This window comes from Micromonospora sp. HUAS YX12 (genome assembly GCF_040215685.1).
GTDB classification, from domain to species: domain Bacteria; phylum Actinomycetota; class Actinomycetes; order Mycobacteriales; family Micromonosporaceae; genus Micromonospora; species Micromonospora tulbaghiae.
This window is the reverse complement of record NZ_CP157974.1, coordinates 903,136-917,784: the sequence shown is the minus strand read 5'-3', so window position 1 is coordinate 917,784 and position 14,649 is coordinate 903,136. Positions and strand designations below refer to the sequence as shown.

Here is a 14,649-nt window from a genome sequence, read left to right as displayed (position 1 = left end):
CGTCCCCTCGGTCTCGTCAGGCGTCCAGCCCGACCGCCTCAGCGCTGGCCGTCCAGAGCCGGGCGGCCAGCGCCGGGTCGGCCGCCTTGGGCCGGGGCCGGTGTGGCTTGCGGTCGGCGTAGTAGCCGCCGTCGGTCAGCCGGGACGGATCCTGGCAGGCCAGCCAGACCAGCGTCTCCGCGCCCTTCTCCGGGCTGCGGAACGGCAGCAGCCGCATGCCGAGCGCCACGATCCGGCTCTCGTTGCCGAACCGGGTGCGCACCACGCCGGGGTGGAACACGTGCGCCGGCACCTCCGGCCAGCGCCGGGCCGCCTCGGCGGTGAACAGGATGTTCGCCTGCTTGCTGGTGCCGTACGCGCGGAACGGCCGGTACGAGCGCAGCGCGGAATTGAGGTCGTCCGGGTCCAGCACACCGCTGCGGTGCGCGTCCGATCCGGTGACCACCATCCGCCCGATCCGGTCGGCCAGCAGGTTGCTGAGCAGGAACGGGGCGAGGTGGTTGGCCTGCATGCTCAGCTCGAAACCGTCGACCGTGGTGATCGGTTCCAGCACGATCGCGCCCGCGTTGTTGGCGAGCACGTCGATCCGGTCGTACCGCTCGCGCAGCCGTTCGGCGAGCCCGCGTACGTCGTCGAGCACCGCGAAGTCGGCGCGGAACAGCTCCGGCTGCTCCCCGCAGCACTCGCGGACCCGCTCGCCCGCGGCGCGCAGCCGGGCCGGGTCGCGGCCGACCAGCACCACCTGGTCTCCGCGGCGCGCCAGCTCCTCCGCGGCGGCCAGCCCGATGCCGGAGCTCGCCCCGGTCAGCACCACGATCCGACGCTCAGTGAGATCTTCCACAGGTCCATTCACCCCGGTCACGGCACGAGGTTACCGTGGCGTCACCACGCCCTTTGGGATCGTTAAGTTCTCGAAATCCACCGCTGCGCCGGCGCCCGCGCCGGACGCTGGAAGGAGCGCATCCATGACCGCTGTCGGTCGTCCCCGCCGATCCTGCCTGGCGGTACCCGGCTCCAGCGTCAAAATGCTCGGCAAGGCCCAGGGCCTCCCCGCCGACCAGGTCTTCCTCGACCTGGAGGACGCGGTCGCGCCGCTGGCCAAGCCGGACGCGCGCAAGAACATCGTGGCGGCGCTGAACGAGGGCGGCTGGGCCGGCAAGACCCGCGTGGTCCGGGTGAACGACCTGACCACGCCGTGGACCTACCGGGACGTCATCGAGGTGGTCGAGGGCGCCGGGGCGAACCTGGACTGCATCATGCTGCCGAAGGTGCAGAACGCCGAGCAGGTGCACTGGCTGGACCTGCTGCTCACCCAGATCGAGAAGACGCTCGGCCTGGAGGTGGGCCGGATCGGCATCGAGGCGCAGATCGAGAACGCGGCCGGGCTGGTGAACGTGGATGCCATCGCGGGCGCCTCGCCCCGGGTCGAGACGATCATCTTCGGGCCGGCCGACTTCATGGCCTCGATCAACATGAAGTCGCTCGTGGTCGGCGCGCTGATCCCGGACTACCCGGGCGACCCGTACCACTACATCCTGATGCGCATCCTGATGGCCGCGCGGATGCACGACAAGCAGGCCATCGACGGTCCGTTCCTGCAGATCCGGGACGTGGACGCGTTCCGCGAGGTGGCGAAGCGCTCGGCGGCGCTGGGCTTCGACGGCAAGTGGGTGCTGCACCCCGGCCAGATCGACGCCGCCAACGAGGTCTACTCCCCGGCGCAGGCCGACTACGACCACGCCGAGCTGATCCTCGACGCCTACGACTACTACACCTCGGAGGCGGGCGGGAAGCTCGGCGCGGTGATGCTCGGCGACGAGATGATCGACGAGGCGTCCCGCAAGATGGCGCTGGTGATCGCCGCGAAGGGCCGGGCCGCCGGCATGTCCCGTACGTCCTCGTTCACCCCGCCCGCGTCCTGACCGCGCGCCGGGCCGCCTCCACACCGGGGGCGGCCCGATCGCGTCAGTAGCTGCTGCTGGTGCTGCTGGCGCCGACCGCGATCACGATCATCACGATGTAGAAGATGATCACGGCGAGCATCAGGGCGGTCAGGATCCAGCCCACGATGACGGCCGCCAGGGCCATGCCCTCGCCCTGCTCACCGGTCTCCCGGATCTGCTTGCGGGCGACGTGCCCCATGATCGCGCCGATCGGCGCGGTGATGCACGAGGCGAAGCCGACGAGCGACAGCACCAGCGCCACGATGGCGAGCGTGTTCGTGCGGGCCGCCGGCATCGCGTAGCCGGGATAGGCGCCGGGCGGAGGGTAGGCGGCCGCGCCCGGATAGCCCGGCATCGGCGCGGCGTACTGCTCGCCGCCGGGCGGGGGATAGGGCGACTTCGCGCCCGCGTACGGGTCGGCGCCCGGCGCGTACGGGTCCGCGACCGGCGCGTACGGGTCGGCCGGGCCCGGCTGGTTCGGCACGGCCGGCGGGCTCGACTGCGGCCCGGCCGCCAAGGGGTCCTGCCAGCCACCGGACGGTGGGGGATAGGTCATCTGATCATCTCCAGGTGCGTGGTCGCGCTCAGGGTAGCCACCCGGCGCGCGACACGGACGTCCCCTTTCCGGCCACCGCGTTGCCCGTGGGGTCGGCACCGGGCAGGATCCTCGGCATGGCACTTGACGCGCGTGGGGGTCGGTCGCGACGGGACATGAGCCGGCCGGGGTCGGTGCGGCGCCCGCGCGGCGGCGAGCCGGCCGGCACCGCCGACTCCGAACGGCCGGCACCGCTGCCGGAACCGGCCACCATGCGCCTGGACGGCCGGGTCGCGCTGGTGACCGGCGCGGGCAGCCCGGACGGCATCGGGTACGCGACCGCGCGCCGCCTGACCGACCTGGGTGCCCGGGTGGCGATCGTGTCCACCACCCGGCGCATCCACGAACGTGCGGGCGAGCTGGGCGTCACCGGTTTCGTCGCCGACCTCACCGACGAGTCGGAGGTGGGCGCGCTCGCCGACGCGGTCGCCGAGCAACTCGGCGACGTCGAGGTGCTGGTGAACAACGCGGGCCTGGCCAGCCGGGCCAGCCCGGAGGTGCTGCGGCCGGTGGCCCAGCTGACGTACGACGAGTGGCGCGGCGAGATCGACCGCAACCTGACCACCGCGTTCCTGTGCAGCCGCGCGTTCATCGGCGGCATGGCCGAGCGGGGCTGGGGCCGGATCGTCAACCTGGCCGCCACCGCCGGGCCGGTCAACGCGCTGCCCACCGAGGCGGCCTACGCGGCGGCCAAGGCCGGTGTGGTCGGGCTGACCCGGGCGCTGGCGATGGAGATGATCGCCGACGGGGTGACCGTGAACGCGGTGGCGCCGGGCATCATCCACACCGCCGCGTCCACCATGGCCGAGATCAAGCAGGGGCTGGGTACGCCGGTCGGGCGTCCGGGTACGCCGGACGAGGTGGCGGCGGCGATCGCGTTCCTCTGCTCGCCCGCCGCGTCGTACATCACCGGGCAGATGCTCGTGGTCGACGGCGGCAACAGCGTCCGGGAGGCGCAGTTCCGCTGAGCGTCAGTAGGTGCTGTTGTCGGAGTTGGCCCAGATCGCCAGCCCGATCCAGCCGCAGCAGACCAGTACGCCGATCGCGGTGAAGATGTAGCTGAGGACCAGCCCCCAGGTGGCGAGCTGGTCGCCGTCCTCGCCGGTCTGCCGGATCTGCCGCTTCGCCAGGTGGCCGCAGACGATGCCGGCGGGCGCGAAGACGAACGCGAAGACGAGCGACAGGATGGCGAGCACGTTCGTGCCGCCGGGGCGTGGTCCCTGGCCGGGTGGCCCGTACTGGCCGTAGGGCGGCTGCGGGGCGTACGGGGGTTGCTGGCCCCACTGCGGGTGCTGCTGGCCGTACTGCGGCTGCCCGTACGGCTGACCGTGCGACGGCGGCTCGTACGGCGACGGTGGCTGCTCGTCACTCACGGCGCCCCTTCCCCCAGGTCGACGGCCCTCTCTCTTGCGGACGCTACCCGCAGCGGTGAACCTTTTCACAGCGGTTGTGTGGACTGGTCACCTTGGCGCGGCCGGTCCCGGGACCGATACTGACCGAGCGTTCAGTTACCCATGAGTAAGGCGCCGACCCCGGAGGCTGAGATGGCCCGACTCGCCCAGACACCCGGACTGACCGACGTGCAGCGGTCGATCCTGGAAACCGTCCGGGAGTTCGCCGACAAGGAGATCATCCCGCACGCGCAGCGGCTGGAGCACGCCGACGAGTACCCGAGCGACATCCTCGACGGTATGCGCGAGATGGGGCTGTTCGGCCTCACCATCGACGAGGAGTACGGCGGCCTGGGCGAGTCCCTGCTGACCTACGCCCTGGTGGTCGAGGAGCTGTCCCGGGGCTGGATGTCGATCTCCGGCATCGTCAACACCCACTTCATCGTGGCGTACCTGATCTCGCAGCACGGCTCGGCCGACCAGAAGGCCCGGCTGCTGCCCCGGATGGCCACTGGCGAGGTGCGCGGCGCGTTCTCGATGTCGGAGCCGGAGTGCGGCTCGGACGTGTCGGCGATCAAGTCGAAGGCCGTCCGCGACGGCGACGACTACGTCCTCAACGGCCAGAAGATGTGGCTGACCAACGGGGCGTACTCCTCGGTGGTCGCCACCCTGGTCAAGACCGACACCGGAGCCGACTCGGTCTACGGCAACATGAGCACGTTCCTGCTGGAGAAGGAGCCCGGCTTCGGCGAGACCGCCCCCGGCCTCACCATCCCCGGCAAGATCGACAAGATGGGCTACAAGGGCGTCGAGACCACCGAGATGGTGCTCGACGGCGTCACCGTCCCCGCCTCCGCCGTGCTCGGCGGCGAGGACAAGGTCGGCCGGGGCTTCTACCAGATGATGGACGGCATCGAGGTCGGCCGGGTCAACGTCGCCGCCCGCGCCTGCGGCATCTCGATCCGGGCGTTCGAGCTGGCGGTCGCGTACGCCCAGCAGCGGCACACCTTCGGCCAGCCGCTCGCCAAGCACCAGGCCGTCGCGTTCAAGCTCGCCGAGATGGGTACGAAGATCGAGGCCGCGCACGCGCTCATGGTCAACGCGGCCCGGCTCAAGGACGCCGGCCAGCGCAACGACGTCGAGGCGGGCATGGCGAAGCTGCTCGCGTCCGAGTACTGCGCCGAGGTGGTCCAGGAGGCGTTCCGGATCCACGGCGGCTACGGCTACTCCAAGGAGTACGAGATCGAGCGCCTGATGCGCGAGGCGCCGTTCCTGCTGATCGGCGAGGGCACCTCGGAGATCCAGAAGACGATCATCTCGCGCGGCCTGCTCAAGCAGTACAAGCAGTAGGGGCCCGGCTCACCGCTCGGGCCGGCGCACGGCCTGCTCGGTGGCGGGCAGGTGCCGCCGCGCGTGCTCGACCAGCGCCGCCGGGTCGTCGGCGTACAGCCGGATCTCCCGCACCGGCTCGCTCGGCCCCTTCGGCAGCCGCACCGACAGCGGCTCGCGCAGCACCACGTCGACCGCCGTCTGGCTGCCGACGCCGAGGTTGAGCACCGCCGGGTCGTCCGCGTCGTACTGGACGGCCCGGCTGGACGGCAGCGACCGGCGGCGGACCGCCACCCGGGCGACCGCGTTCCACGGGATCGTGACGTCGACCGAGACGCCGTTGCGCACCCGCAGGCCGGCGTCGTCGACGACGTGCGGGTGGATCCGGAGGCTGGCCAGCAGCCCGATCATCCACAGCACACCCCAGACCCCGAGCGCGATCGCCGCGTGCCGCACGGCCGGCTGGTCGACGGTGTGCCGCAGGATCACGTCCAGGACCGGGATCTCGATCGTGGACAGGGCGATGAAGGCCAGCAGGATGGGCTGCACGCCGCCGACGTAGGCGTACGTCCCCGCGCCCGGGGCGACCGGATACGGGCGGCGCAGGATCCACCGGGTGAGGCTGCGCCACATGCCCCACTCGTACGCCACCGCACGCCGCGCCAGCCGGATCGCCCGCCCCATCACCGCACCCCCTCTTTTTCGATACAACTGCAATGTGAACGCGCGTCGGCGGCGTGTCAATGCAGCCGTATTGTGAAACCATGGGGGTATGCCGAAGCGGGTCGACCACCGGGAGCGTCGCGCGCTGATCGCCGACGCGTTGATGCGGGTCGCGGCCGAGCAGGGGCTGGAGGCGGTCAGCCTGCGCCACGTGGCCGCGGCGGCCGAGGTCAGCCCCGGGATGGTGCAGCACTACTTCCGTACCCGGGACGAGATGATGGTCTTCGCGCTCGCCGTGGTGCGCGAGCGCAACGAGGCCCGGATCCGGCGGGCGGTCGAGCCGCTCGGCGCGACGCCGGCGCCCCGGGCGCTGCTGCGGGCCATGCTGGCCGAGCTGCTGCCGCTGGACGAGGACCGGCGGGCGGACGGGCGGGTGGCGCTGGCCTTCCTCGCGTACACCGCCGTCCGGCCGGCCGTGGCCGCGGCGCTGCACGACGAGACAGCCGAGCTGCTGGCCTTCGTGGCCGGGCAGATCGCCGCCGGCTCACCGCTCGTCGCGGACGGCCGGGTGGACCCGGAACGGGCCGCGGTCGGGCTGCTCGCCGTGATGGAAGGTCTCGGCATCTACGTGCTCGGCGGTCACTATCCCCCGGAGACCGCGTTGGCCGCGCTCGACGCCCAACTCGACCTGATCTTCGGGCCCGAACCGCCGCCCGGCGCCGTCAGCCGCGACGGGTCAGGCCGGCGGCGGCCCGCTCGACGATGAGGCAGCGGTTCTCGACGTAGTCGAGGCCGCCCTCCTCGGCGATCCGGCGAGCCTCGTCCGAGAAGATCCCGAGCTGCAACCACACCGCCGGGGCGCCGATCGCCACCGCCTGCCGGACCACGTCGACCGCGTCCCGGGCCGGGCGGAACACGTCGACCAGGTCGACCGGGTGCGGGATGTCGGCGAGCGCCGGGTACGCCTTCTCGCCGAACAACTCGTCCACAGTCGGGTTGACCGGGATGATCCGCCAGCCGTGCCGCTGCATCTCCAGCGGTACGCGGTGCGCGGCCTTGCCCGGATCACGGGAGGCGCCCACGACGGCGATCACGGCGGAGTCGGCGAGGATCTGCTGAGCGGAACGCATCCCCCGAGACTAGCCCCGCCGGTGCGGGTTCCCCGGTCGCTAGAGCAGGGAGAGCTGTTCGGCGGCCGGGGCGGGCGGCGGGTTCTCCGGCAGTCGCCTGTTGTCGCCGGTCTCGCCCCGGTGCAGCCCGTGCCGGCGTGCCGCCATCCGTACCCGCGCGGTCACCTCCCGCTGGTACGCCTGCGGCGCGTACGAGCCGGCCTGGTAGAGCCGGCGGTAGCGGGGCACCAGGTGGGGGAACTCCCGGGCCAGCCAGCGGGCGTACCACTCCCGCGCGCCGGGCCGCAGGTGCAGCGGTAACGGCGTCACGCTGGTGGCGCCGGAGGCGGCGACGGCCGCGACCGTGGCGTCGATCGACTCCTCGTCGTCGCTGAGGCCGGGCAGGATCGGCGCCATCAGCACGCCGACGGGGAAACCGGCGTCGGTGAGCCGGCGGACCGCGTCCAGGCGGCGGCGCGGACTCGGCGTACCGGGCTCGACCGCCCGCCAGAGCACCTCGTCCACGAACCCCACCGAGTACGACAGGCCGACCCGGGTCACCTCGGCCGCCTGGCTCAGCAGCGGCAGGTCGCGCAGCAGCAGCGTGCCCTTGGTCAGGATCGAGAACGGGTTCGCGAAGTCCCGCAGCGCCTCGATGATCGGCGGCATCAGGCGGTAACGGCCCTCGGCCCGCTGGTAACAGTCCACGTTGGTGCCCATGGCGACGTGCGCGCCACGCCAGCGTGGGGCGGCCAGCTCGCGGCGGACCAGCTCGCCCGCGTTGACCTTGACGATCACCTTGCGGTCGAAGTCGGCGCCCGCGTCCAGGTCGAGGTAGGTGTGGGTGTTGCGGGCGAAGCAGTTGTGGCTGACCACGCCGTTGGCGATGAAGTCGCCGGTGCCGGTGGTGATGTCCCAGAGCGGAAGCTCCAGGCCGAGATCCTCGACGGCTGTCACCTGGAGTCGCGCCGCGCACTTGAGCGCCATGCCCTCGATCGAGCGCCGGGCGGTGACGGCCGGGTCGGTGAGGTGGAAGAAGCGCAGCCGCTCGGGCAGCCCGCCGGTCAGCCGGAGCTGACGCGCCGCACCCGGGGCGCCCGGCACGTCGAGCGCCCACCGGAAGTCGAAACGCTCCAGCGCGCCGACCGCGCGGGCGCGGCTCTCGTCGTCGGCGACGCTGATCCGGAACACGCCCCGGTGACAGGTGCCGACGGCGTCGAACATGCCGGCCAGGTAGCCCAGCGCCCAGTCGTCGGTCGCCTCGTCCGGTGGCGCGAACAGCCCGGTGACGACGTCGGCCGGGCCGGCTGTGCGTACCACTGTGGTCGTCGCCCGGCGGCCCACCCGGGCGACGGTCGCCCGCTCGACGGTGACCCCCGCGCCGGTCAGATAGCGCTCGGCCCGGTCCAGTGCCTCCGTCTCGGCGGTGGCCAGCCGGAACCGGGTGTCGCGCCGGTGACCGGAGGGGCCGTCGTCGCGGACCAGGGCGTGCAGGTAGCCGCGGCGGTAGTCGGCCGAGCGCTTCGGCGCCACCGCGAACCGGCCGGTGCCCAGCATGCGGTTGCGGGTGGTCAGGTGGGGACGACGCCCGCCGCCCCGCATGGTCCCGGTGACGTGCTTCCAGCCGCGTTCGGTCAGGAACCGGTGGTCACCGCTGGCGACGAGCGTGGTGCCGTCGGCCAGGGTGACCCGGTAGGCCCGCTTCACAGTGGACCACTTGTCGAGAACCGTGGTGACGACGTAGTGGCGGTACGCGCCGCGCCGCCGGGTGCCGTAGATCCGGTCGCCGGGCTCCAGCTCGCTGATCGCCTTGGTGCGGCCGTCGGCCATCAGGATCGGTGTGTCGCCGCCGAGGCAGTAGACGCAGGCGTGCGAACAGCCCCGGTAGGGGTTGATCGTCCACTCGAACGGCACGCGTGACTGGCCCGGCACCCGATTGATGATCGATTTGGCGTGGACCTCGTAGAAGGTCATGCCGGCGAAGTCCGGGGTGTCGAACGTGCGGGTGACGGCGCCGGGCAGCGCCAGCGGCAGGGGTGGAGCCGCCGGCGCCGCCCGATCGGGAGTCCCCTCGTCCGGGGGAGCGGAGAGGTTGTCCCAGCGCATGGAGCTCATTCGAACACATGTACGAAAGCAGCGCAAGTGACGCTGCGGACACCGCGCGCCGCCGCGCTCCGGGCGGGTGCAGGATGGGGGCATGGAGACGTCGACCTTCGTCTACGACGGCGACTGCGCCTTCTGCACCAGTTGCGCGCAGTTCATCGAGCGCCGTGTCCCGACCGGCGCCCGGGTGGTGCCGTGGCAGTTCGCAGACCTGGCGGCGCTGGGCCTGACGGAGGCCGAGTGCGAGGAGGCGGTCCAGTGGGTGGGCGCCGACGGCTCCCGGGCCGCCGGGCCGGACGCCATCGCCCGGCTGCTCGGCGACAGTGGGCCGCTCTGGCGGTTCGCCGGGGCCGGGCTGCGCCTCCCGCCGGTCCGCGCGGCGGCCTGGCCCGCGTACCGCTGGGTGGCCCGCAACCGGCATCGGATGCCGGGCGGCACTGCCGCCTGCGCGTTGCCGCAGGAGGCCCGGGAACGGCTGTACGGCCCGGCCGGCCGCCCGGGGCCGACAGTCTGAGCGGCGTACCCGCGCTCAGACGGTCGCAGTCGCGGACCCGTCGGGGGCCGGTGCCGCCTCACCGGGCGCCGTCGCGGGAGACGTCGGCGCGGCGGGGGGCGGGCGGCCGAACAGGCGCCTGAGGAACACCACCGGGCGGACCTTCTCCAGCGCCAGGAAACTGGTCATCGCCACCAGGTGCGGAGCGAACGAGATGGTGATCGTCGCGATGGTCACCAGGTGGAACGAGTAGAAGAAGCCGACGGTCATCGTCCGCCATCGCGCCGGCAGCACGAACACCAGCGGGCTGAGCAGCTCGAACGCGAGGATGCCGAACTGCGCCACGATCAGCAGGTGCGGCACCTGCGCGATCAGGTCGGCGAGGTCGGTGCCGCGCCGGATGATCGCCCGGGCCAGCACCGAGCCGTTCGCCCAGTCCCACCCCCCCCGAAGCGGAACTTGGCCCAGGCGGCGAGGAAGTACGTGCAGATGACCGAGATCTGGGTGACCCGTAACGCCCAGCCGCCGGCCTCGGTGCGGGTCGGATCGCCGTGCCGGGCGCGGCCGGCGGTGGGTAGCACGGCCAGGGCCACGAGGAGCGCGAACCGGTCGTGGTCGACCTTCCCGTAGCTCATCGCCACGATCATCCACTCGAAGTACAGCGCGAAGACCGTCCAGCCGAGCAGCCGGTGCGCGCGGCCGGTCGCGGCGAGCAGCGCGGTGACGAGCAGCGCCCAGAACACCACGCCGACCACGGCGGGGGTGGGCGTGGGGAGCGGGATCAGCCGGCCGGCGAACAACGGTTGATAGAGGTCGCCGGGAACGTCGACCCGGGTGCGTACCCACGGAGTGAAGACGACCAGGTCGGCAGCGACGAAGAGGTAGACCAGGGTCCGGAAGGCGGCGATCCGGCCGCGCGGAACCGCCTCGGTCAGCCAGGCGATCATCCGCCGATCTCCCAGCGTACGGCGGTCTCGTCGGTCCACTTGCCGGTCGGGCGGCCGCCCTGGATGTCGAACCAGCGGACCACGATGCGCACCTCGACCAGCGCGGGGGCGCCGGGGTGGCGTTCGGCGTACGCGTCGGCGACGGTCCGCAGCATGCTCGGGTCGGCGGCGTACCGGTCCTGCTGGCCCTCGATCTCGGCCCGGCGGATGCCCGTGGCGTCCTGGCCGAGCGGGACCACCGTTCCGGTGCGGTCGACGCCCTCGACCCGGGTGTCCGGAGCGGGCGCGTTCGGCGGGTCGGAGGTGGAGTACATCCGGAACGGCCCGAACGGGAAGTGATCGTCGGTGCCGCGCACGGTGCCCAGGAGCAGCAGCGCCAGGCCGAGCAGGGTGACGCCCACACGGACCGCGCGCCCGCGGGCGGTCAAGGTCTCCATCGCGTGGTCACGATACGGGAGGGAAGCTGCCGAAAGTGTCCCTCAGTCGGCCATTCCTCACTGTCCGTCCCGCCGGTCAGGCGGGCGCACGAACGCCGCCGGCCGGTGCCCGAAGCGGGGCACCGGCCGGCGGCGTGTGGAGCGTCAGTGGTTGTGCTCGGCCAGCTTCTTGCGGACGTCGTCCATGTCCAGCGCCTGGACCTGCTCGATGAGGTTCTCCAGCGCCGACTCGGGCAGCGCGCCCGGCTGGGCGAAGACGATCACGCCGTCACGGATCGCCATGATCGTCGGGATGGAGCTGATGTTGAACTTCGCCGCCAGCTCCTGCTGCGCCTCGGTGTCGACCTTGCCGAAGACGATGTCCGGGTGCTTTTCCGAGGAGCGCTCGTAGACCGGGGCGAAGCGCTTGCACGGGCCGCACCAGTCCGCCCAGAAGTCGAGCAGGACGATCCCGTCGCGCCCGGTCACCTCGTCAAAGTTGGCCGTGGTCAGCTCAACCGTTGCCATTTGCTCTCTCCGATCACCGCGGATTGTCGTACGTCCGGTGGAACCCTGGTCAGTCCGTCCGAATTCCCGTCGCGGGGGTGACGAAACGCTGAGCGCCCGGACGGTGACCCTGGGCACATCGAACACCATCTGTCCGGCCAGGGTGTGCGGAACGCAAATGCATGCCGCACTTGCGTGACGGGACGTGATGGGAGCGTTTCCAAGGAGATCACGCTCAGTTTCCGCTACGTATCGGTAACTTCGGGCTTGACAAGCATCTATCCGGCCTGGGGAGATCGCTCATCAACCCTGTGTTGGTTACTTTGAGTAGTGTTACGGAAAGATAAATGTGACCTCCGTCTCTGTCGGTGCCGGGTGGTCGTACGGCAGAATTCTTCGCATCAGAGCGTGGGCGGCGGGTGCCGGGGAGGGCCCCGCCGCTCATTGCGTCCGGACCTCGGTAGCCCCCGGTGTGACATTTCCGCCGGGCGAGCGCCCCGCCCCTCGCCTTAACAAGCGATAAGGCATGCTGTGCCGAACTCCATCGCCGCCCGTGAAGGGGACAAGGATGCAGTTCGGCCGCTACTACGAGGAGTTCGAGGTCGGCGCGGTCTACCGGCACTGGCCGGGCAAGACGGTCACCGAGTACGACGACCACCTCTTCTGCCTGCTCACCATGAACCACCACCCGCTGCACATGGACGCGCACTACGCCGAGTCCGCCTCGCAGTTCAAGCGCAACGTGGTGGTCGGCAACTACATCTACTCGCTGCTGCTGGGCATGTCCGTGCCGGACGTCAGCGGCAAGGCGATCGCCAACCTGGAGATCGAGTCGCTGCGGCACGTCGCGCCGACGTTCCACGGCGACACCATCTACGGCGAGACGACGGTGCTGGACAAGCGGGAGTCGGCCTCGAAGCCCGACCGTGGCGTGGTCGCTGTCGAGACCCGCGGCTACAACCAGGACGGAACGCTCGTCTGCGTGTTCCGCCGCAAGGTCATGGTGCCGAAGAAGGAGTACGCGGCCGCCGCCGTCCCGGACGGCGTCGACCCGGAGCGTCCCAGCTTCCCCGAGCCGCGCTGACCAGGCGTCCGTCCGGCCACCGGGCCTCGTTCTCCGTTCGGCGGGGACGGGGCCCGGACCTCGTCCGGGGGCATATGCTCGGGCTGGAGGTTCCCATGAGCCACTCCGTAGCCGGAGAGCCGCCTTCCGCCGGTCGCCGCGCCGCACCGCTCACCACCGCCGCCTACTCGGCGGCCGAGTGGGACCTGCTGACCGACCTGCCGGGCCGCGTCCTCGTCGCCGCCGCCTCGCCCGGGCCCGGGCGCCCGCCGCGCGGTGTCGCCGCCGGTCTGGCCGGCCTGGACGCGGTGGCCGCCGGCCGGGCCTTCGACAGCGATCTCGTCCGCGCCGTGGTGGCCGCGATCTACGCCCGCCACGACGGGACCACCGAGCGGGACGAGCGCCTGACCGACCTGGTCGACCTGCTGGCCGCCGCCCGGGCCGCGGCACGGGTGCTGCGCCGCCGGGCCGACCCGGCCGACTCGGCGGCGTACCGGCAGTGGGTGGAGTCGGTCGCCGCCCGGGTGTGCCGGGCCGGGGAGACCACGCCGAGCCCCGCCGACACGCGCTTCCTCGACCGGCTGGGCGGCGCGCTCGACCTGCGCTGACCGGTGACGCCGCCGGGCCGTACCCTCTGCAGACCGTGACCGACGACCAGCTCGACGTGGGTGTGGGGCCCTGGCCCGGTGACCCGCCGGACGACCCGCGCTACGACCCGGAGCTGCTCGCGACCGGGGACCGGCGCAACGTGGTGGACCGCTACCGCTACTGGCGGCGCGAGGCCGTGGTGGCCGACCTGGACCGGCGCCGGCACGACTTCCACGTGGCGATCGAGAACTGGCAGCACGACTTCAACATCGGCACCGTGGTCCGCAACGCCAACGCCTTCCTCGCCGCCGAGGTGCACATCGTCGGACGACGGCGGTGGAACCGGCGGGGCGCCATGGTGACCGATCGCTACCAGCACGTCCGGCACCATCCGACGATCGAGGAGTTCGTCGCGTGGGCGCGCGACGAACAACTGCCGGTGGTCGGGATCGACAACCTGCCCGGCTCCCGGCCGATGGAGACGGCGGTGCTGCCGCGCCGCTGCGTGCTCCTGTTCGGCCAGGAGGGGCCGGGGCTGTCGGCGGTGGCCCGGTCGGCCTGCGACGCGCTGTTCTCCATCGCCCAGTACGGCTCGACCCGGTCCATCAACGCGGGTGTGGCCAGCGGCATCGCCATGCACGCCTGGGTCCGGTCGTACGCCGGGCCGCCGCCGGACTGAACGCCGCGTGGGTCCACCACCGGACGGAAATCCCACACTCGTCCGCCCGCCCCGCTTGACGCCTCGCGAGTCCGGGGCGACGGTGAGGGTGTGACTGTCGCGGTGAGTTGTCCGAGATGCGCGGGCCCGGTGCGCGAGCCGGACCTGATGCACGCCGAGCACCGGTGCGTACGCTGCGGCCCGGTCGCGCCGCTGCACGTGCCGGAGCACATCAGCGCCGAGATCATGGCCAGCGTGGTGGACCGGGTGGCCGCCGACCCCGACCCGGCCGACCGGCTCCGGATGCCGCTGTGGTGCCCGTGGCCGCTCCCGCCGGGCTGGACGCTCACCGGCGTGGCCTGGGCGGGCGACGACCGCGCGGGCGTACGGGCGACGCTCGTCGCCTGCGCCGGACCGGCCCCCCTGGACGGTGGGCCGGCCGACCTGATCTTCGTCGCCGAGGAACCCGGCGTCGGCCTCGGATCCCGCTTCGCGGGACTGCCCGGACCCGACCCCGGCCCGCAGGTGGAGGAGGCGCTCACCGATCCCGGCCCTGGTCATCCCGAGCGGCTGCCGCACGCGAAGATCCGGGTGGGCGGCCATCCGACTCCACTGTGGCTCGTCCGCTCCGAAACGGATCGAAGCGCGTACGCCGGCGAGGCTCGGGGAATGTGGCTCCATGCGATAGCCTGGCCGGCGAGTGCGGGTCACCTCCTCGCGGAAGAAGTCGTGCTGCACGACCTCACCGAGTGGACACCGCCCGAACTCGTGTACGGCGCACCGTCTCCGTACCTGCACGGGCGGGCCTGACCGGCTCGCCACGGCGAGTCCGGGAGCGGACGCA

Annotated in this window: 17 protein-coding genes and 1 pseudogene; 9 read left to right on the top strand and 9 right to left on the bottom strand. The window is 72.1% G+C overall.

Annotation, left to right across the window (positions count from 1 at the left end):
• Nucleotides 1-16: 16 nt before the first annotated feature.
• Nucleotides 17-841, bottom strand: a complete 825-nt coding sequence (locus ABIH81_RS04520) for an SDR family NAD(P)-dependent oxidoreductase (protein WP_349879152.1) — start codon at nucleotides 839-841, stop codon at nucleotides 17-19.
• A 124-nt stretch (nucleotides 842-965) separates the two neighbouring features.
• Between ABIH81_RS04520 and ABIH81_RS04515 the strand changes: the two genes are divergently transcribed.
• Entirely contained in the window at nucleotides 966-1,922 is a 957-nt protein-coding gene (locus ABIH81_RS04515; RefSeq protein ID WP_349879151.1) for a CoA ester lyase, read from the top strand.
• 43 nt (nucleotides 1,923-1,965) lie between these two features.
• Here ABIH81_RS04515 and ABIH81_RS04510 read toward each other — a convergent pair whose 3' ends face one another.
• A complete protein-coding gene (locus ABIH81_RS04510) occupies nucleotides 1,966-2,499 on the bottom strand; it encodes a DUF4190 domain-containing protein (RefSeq protein ID WP_349879150.1) in 534 nt (177 codons plus the stop codon).
• A 116-nt stretch (nucleotides 2,500-2,615) separates the two neighbouring features.
• Here ABIH81_RS04510 and ABIH81_RS04505 point away from each other — a divergent pair, with 116 nt between their 5' ends.
• Entirely contained in the window at nucleotides 2,616-3,506 is an 891-nt protein-coding gene (locus ABIH81_RS04505) for an SDR family NAD(P)-dependent oxidoreductase (RefSeq protein ID WP_128136857.1), read from the top strand.
• 3 nt (nucleotides 3,507-3,509) lie between these two features.
• On the opposite strand, the gene ABIH81_RS04500 is transcribed toward ABIH81_RS04505, so the two are convergent.
• Nucleotides 3,510-3,911, bottom strand: a complete 402-nt coding sequence (locus ABIH81_RS04500) for a DUF4190 domain-containing protein (protein WP_128136858.1) — start codon at nucleotides 3,909-3,911, stop codon at nucleotides 3,510-3,512.
• Nucleotides 3,912-4,082: 171 nt separating this feature from the next.
• On the opposite strand from ABIH81_RS04500, the gene ABIH81_RS04495 reads away from it, so the two are divergent.
• Nucleotides 4,083-5,279, top strand: a complete 1,197-nt coding sequence (locus ABIH81_RS04495) for an acyl-CoA dehydrogenase family protein (RefSeq protein WP_349879149.1) — start codon at nucleotides 4,083-4,085, stop codon at nucleotides 5,277-5,279.
• A gap of 9 nt (nucleotides 5,280-5,288) precedes the next feature.
• Here ABIH81_RS04495 and ABIH81_RS04490 read toward each other — a convergent pair whose 3' ends face one another.
• Nucleotides 5,289-5,942, bottom strand: coding sequence for a hypothetical protein (locus ABIH81_RS04490; protein WP_349879148.1), 654 nt, complete (start codon nucleotides 5,940-5,942; stop codon nucleotides 5,289-5,291).
• An 88-nt stretch (nucleotides 5,943-6,030) separates the two neighbouring features.
• On the opposite strand from ABIH81_RS04490, the gene ABIH81_RS04485 reads away from it, so the two are divergent.
• Nucleotides 6,031-6,687 carry a TetR family transcriptional regulator C-terminal domain-containing protein gene (locus tag ABIH81_RS04485; protein WP_349879147.1) on the top strand — a complete coding sequence of 219 codons (657 nt, stop codon included), beginning with the start codon at nucleotides 6,031-6,033 and terminating at the stop codon, nucleotides 6,685-6,687.
• On the opposite strand, the gene ABIH81_RS04480 is transcribed toward ABIH81_RS04485, so the two are convergent.
• Nucleotides 6,644-7,051, bottom strand: coding sequence for a CoA-binding protein (locus tag ABIH81_RS04480; RefSeq protein WP_349879146.1), 408 nt, complete (start codon nucleotides 7,049-7,051; stop codon nucleotides 6,644-6,646). The two genes, ABIH81_RS04485 and ABIH81_RS04480, sit on opposite strands and share 44 nt — an antisense overlap.
• A 39-nt stretch (nucleotides 7,052-7,090) precedes the next feature.
• On the bottom strand, nucleotides 7,091-9,136 hold the full coding sequence (locus ABIH81_RS04475) for an intein-containing Rv2578c family radical SAM protein (protein ID WP_349879145.1): 2,046 nt from the start codon (nucleotides 9,134-9,136) through the stop codon (nucleotides 7,091-7,093).
• 91 nt (nucleotides 9,137-9,227) lie between these two features.
• Between ABIH81_RS04475 and ABIH81_RS04470 the strand changes: the two genes are divergently transcribed.
• Entirely contained in the window at nucleotides 9,228-9,647 is a 420-nt protein-coding gene (locus ABIH81_RS04470) for a DUF393 domain-containing protein (RefSeq protein WP_349879144.1), read from the top strand.
• 15 nt (nucleotides 9,648-9,662) lie between these two features.
• Here ABIH81_RS04470 and ABIH81_RS04465 read toward each other — a convergent pair.
• The 3 genes and pseudogenes from ABIH81_RS04465 to trxA form a co-directional block, all read right to left on the bottom strand.
• Nucleotides 9,663-10,573: pseudogene (locus ABIH81_RS04465) on the bottom strand (MFS transporter permease).
• Nucleotides 10,570-11,010 (bottom strand): hypothetical protein, encoded by a 441-nt coding sequence (locus ABIH81_RS04460; protein WP_349879143.1) that lies wholly within the window; start codon nucleotides 11,008-11,010, stop codon nucleotides 10,570-10,572. Before ABIH81_RS04460 ends, ABIH81_RS04465 begins: the two are co-directional and overlap by 4 nt.
• 144 nt (nucleotides 11,011-11,154) lie before the next feature.
• A complete protein-coding gene (gene trxA, locus ABIH81_RS04455; protein ID WP_349879142.1) occupies nucleotides 11,155-11,517 on the bottom strand; it encodes a thioredoxin in 363 nt (120 codons plus the stop codon).
• 547 nt (nucleotides 11,518-12,064) lie between these two features.
• Between trxA and ABIH81_RS04450 the strand changes: the two genes are divergently transcribed.
• The 4 genes from ABIH81_RS04450 to ABIH81_RS04435 all read left to right on the top strand — a co-directional run bounded on the left by ABIH81_RS04450 (nucleotide 12,065) and on the right by ABIH81_RS04435 (nucleotide 14,615).
• Nucleotides 12,065-12,580, top strand: a complete 516-nt coding sequence (locus tag ABIH81_RS04450) for a MaoC family dehydratase (protein WP_013283894.1) — start codon at nucleotides 12,065-12,067, stop codon at nucleotides 12,578-12,580.
• Between the two features lie 95 nt (nucleotides 12,581-12,675).
• Nucleotides 12,676-13,167, top strand: coding sequence for a hypothetical protein (locus tag ABIH81_RS04445; protein ID WP_349879141.1), 492 nt, complete (start codon nucleotides 12,676-12,678; stop codon nucleotides 13,165-13,167).
• Nucleotides 13,168-13,202: 35 nt separating this feature from the next.
• Complete coding sequence (locus ABIH81_RS04440; protein ID WP_349879140.1) at nucleotides 13,203-13,826, top strand: RNA methyltransferase; 624 nt, start codon at nucleotides 13,203-13,205, stop codon at nucleotides 13,824-13,826.
• Nucleotides 13,827-13,955: 129 nt separating this feature from the next.
• Complete coding sequence (locus tag ABIH81_RS04435) at nucleotides 13,956-14,615, top strand: DUF6758 family protein (protein WP_349879139.1); 660 nt, start codon at nucleotides 13,956-13,958, stop codon at nucleotides 14,613-14,615.
• Nucleotides 14,616-14,649 lie beyond the last annotated feature (34 nt).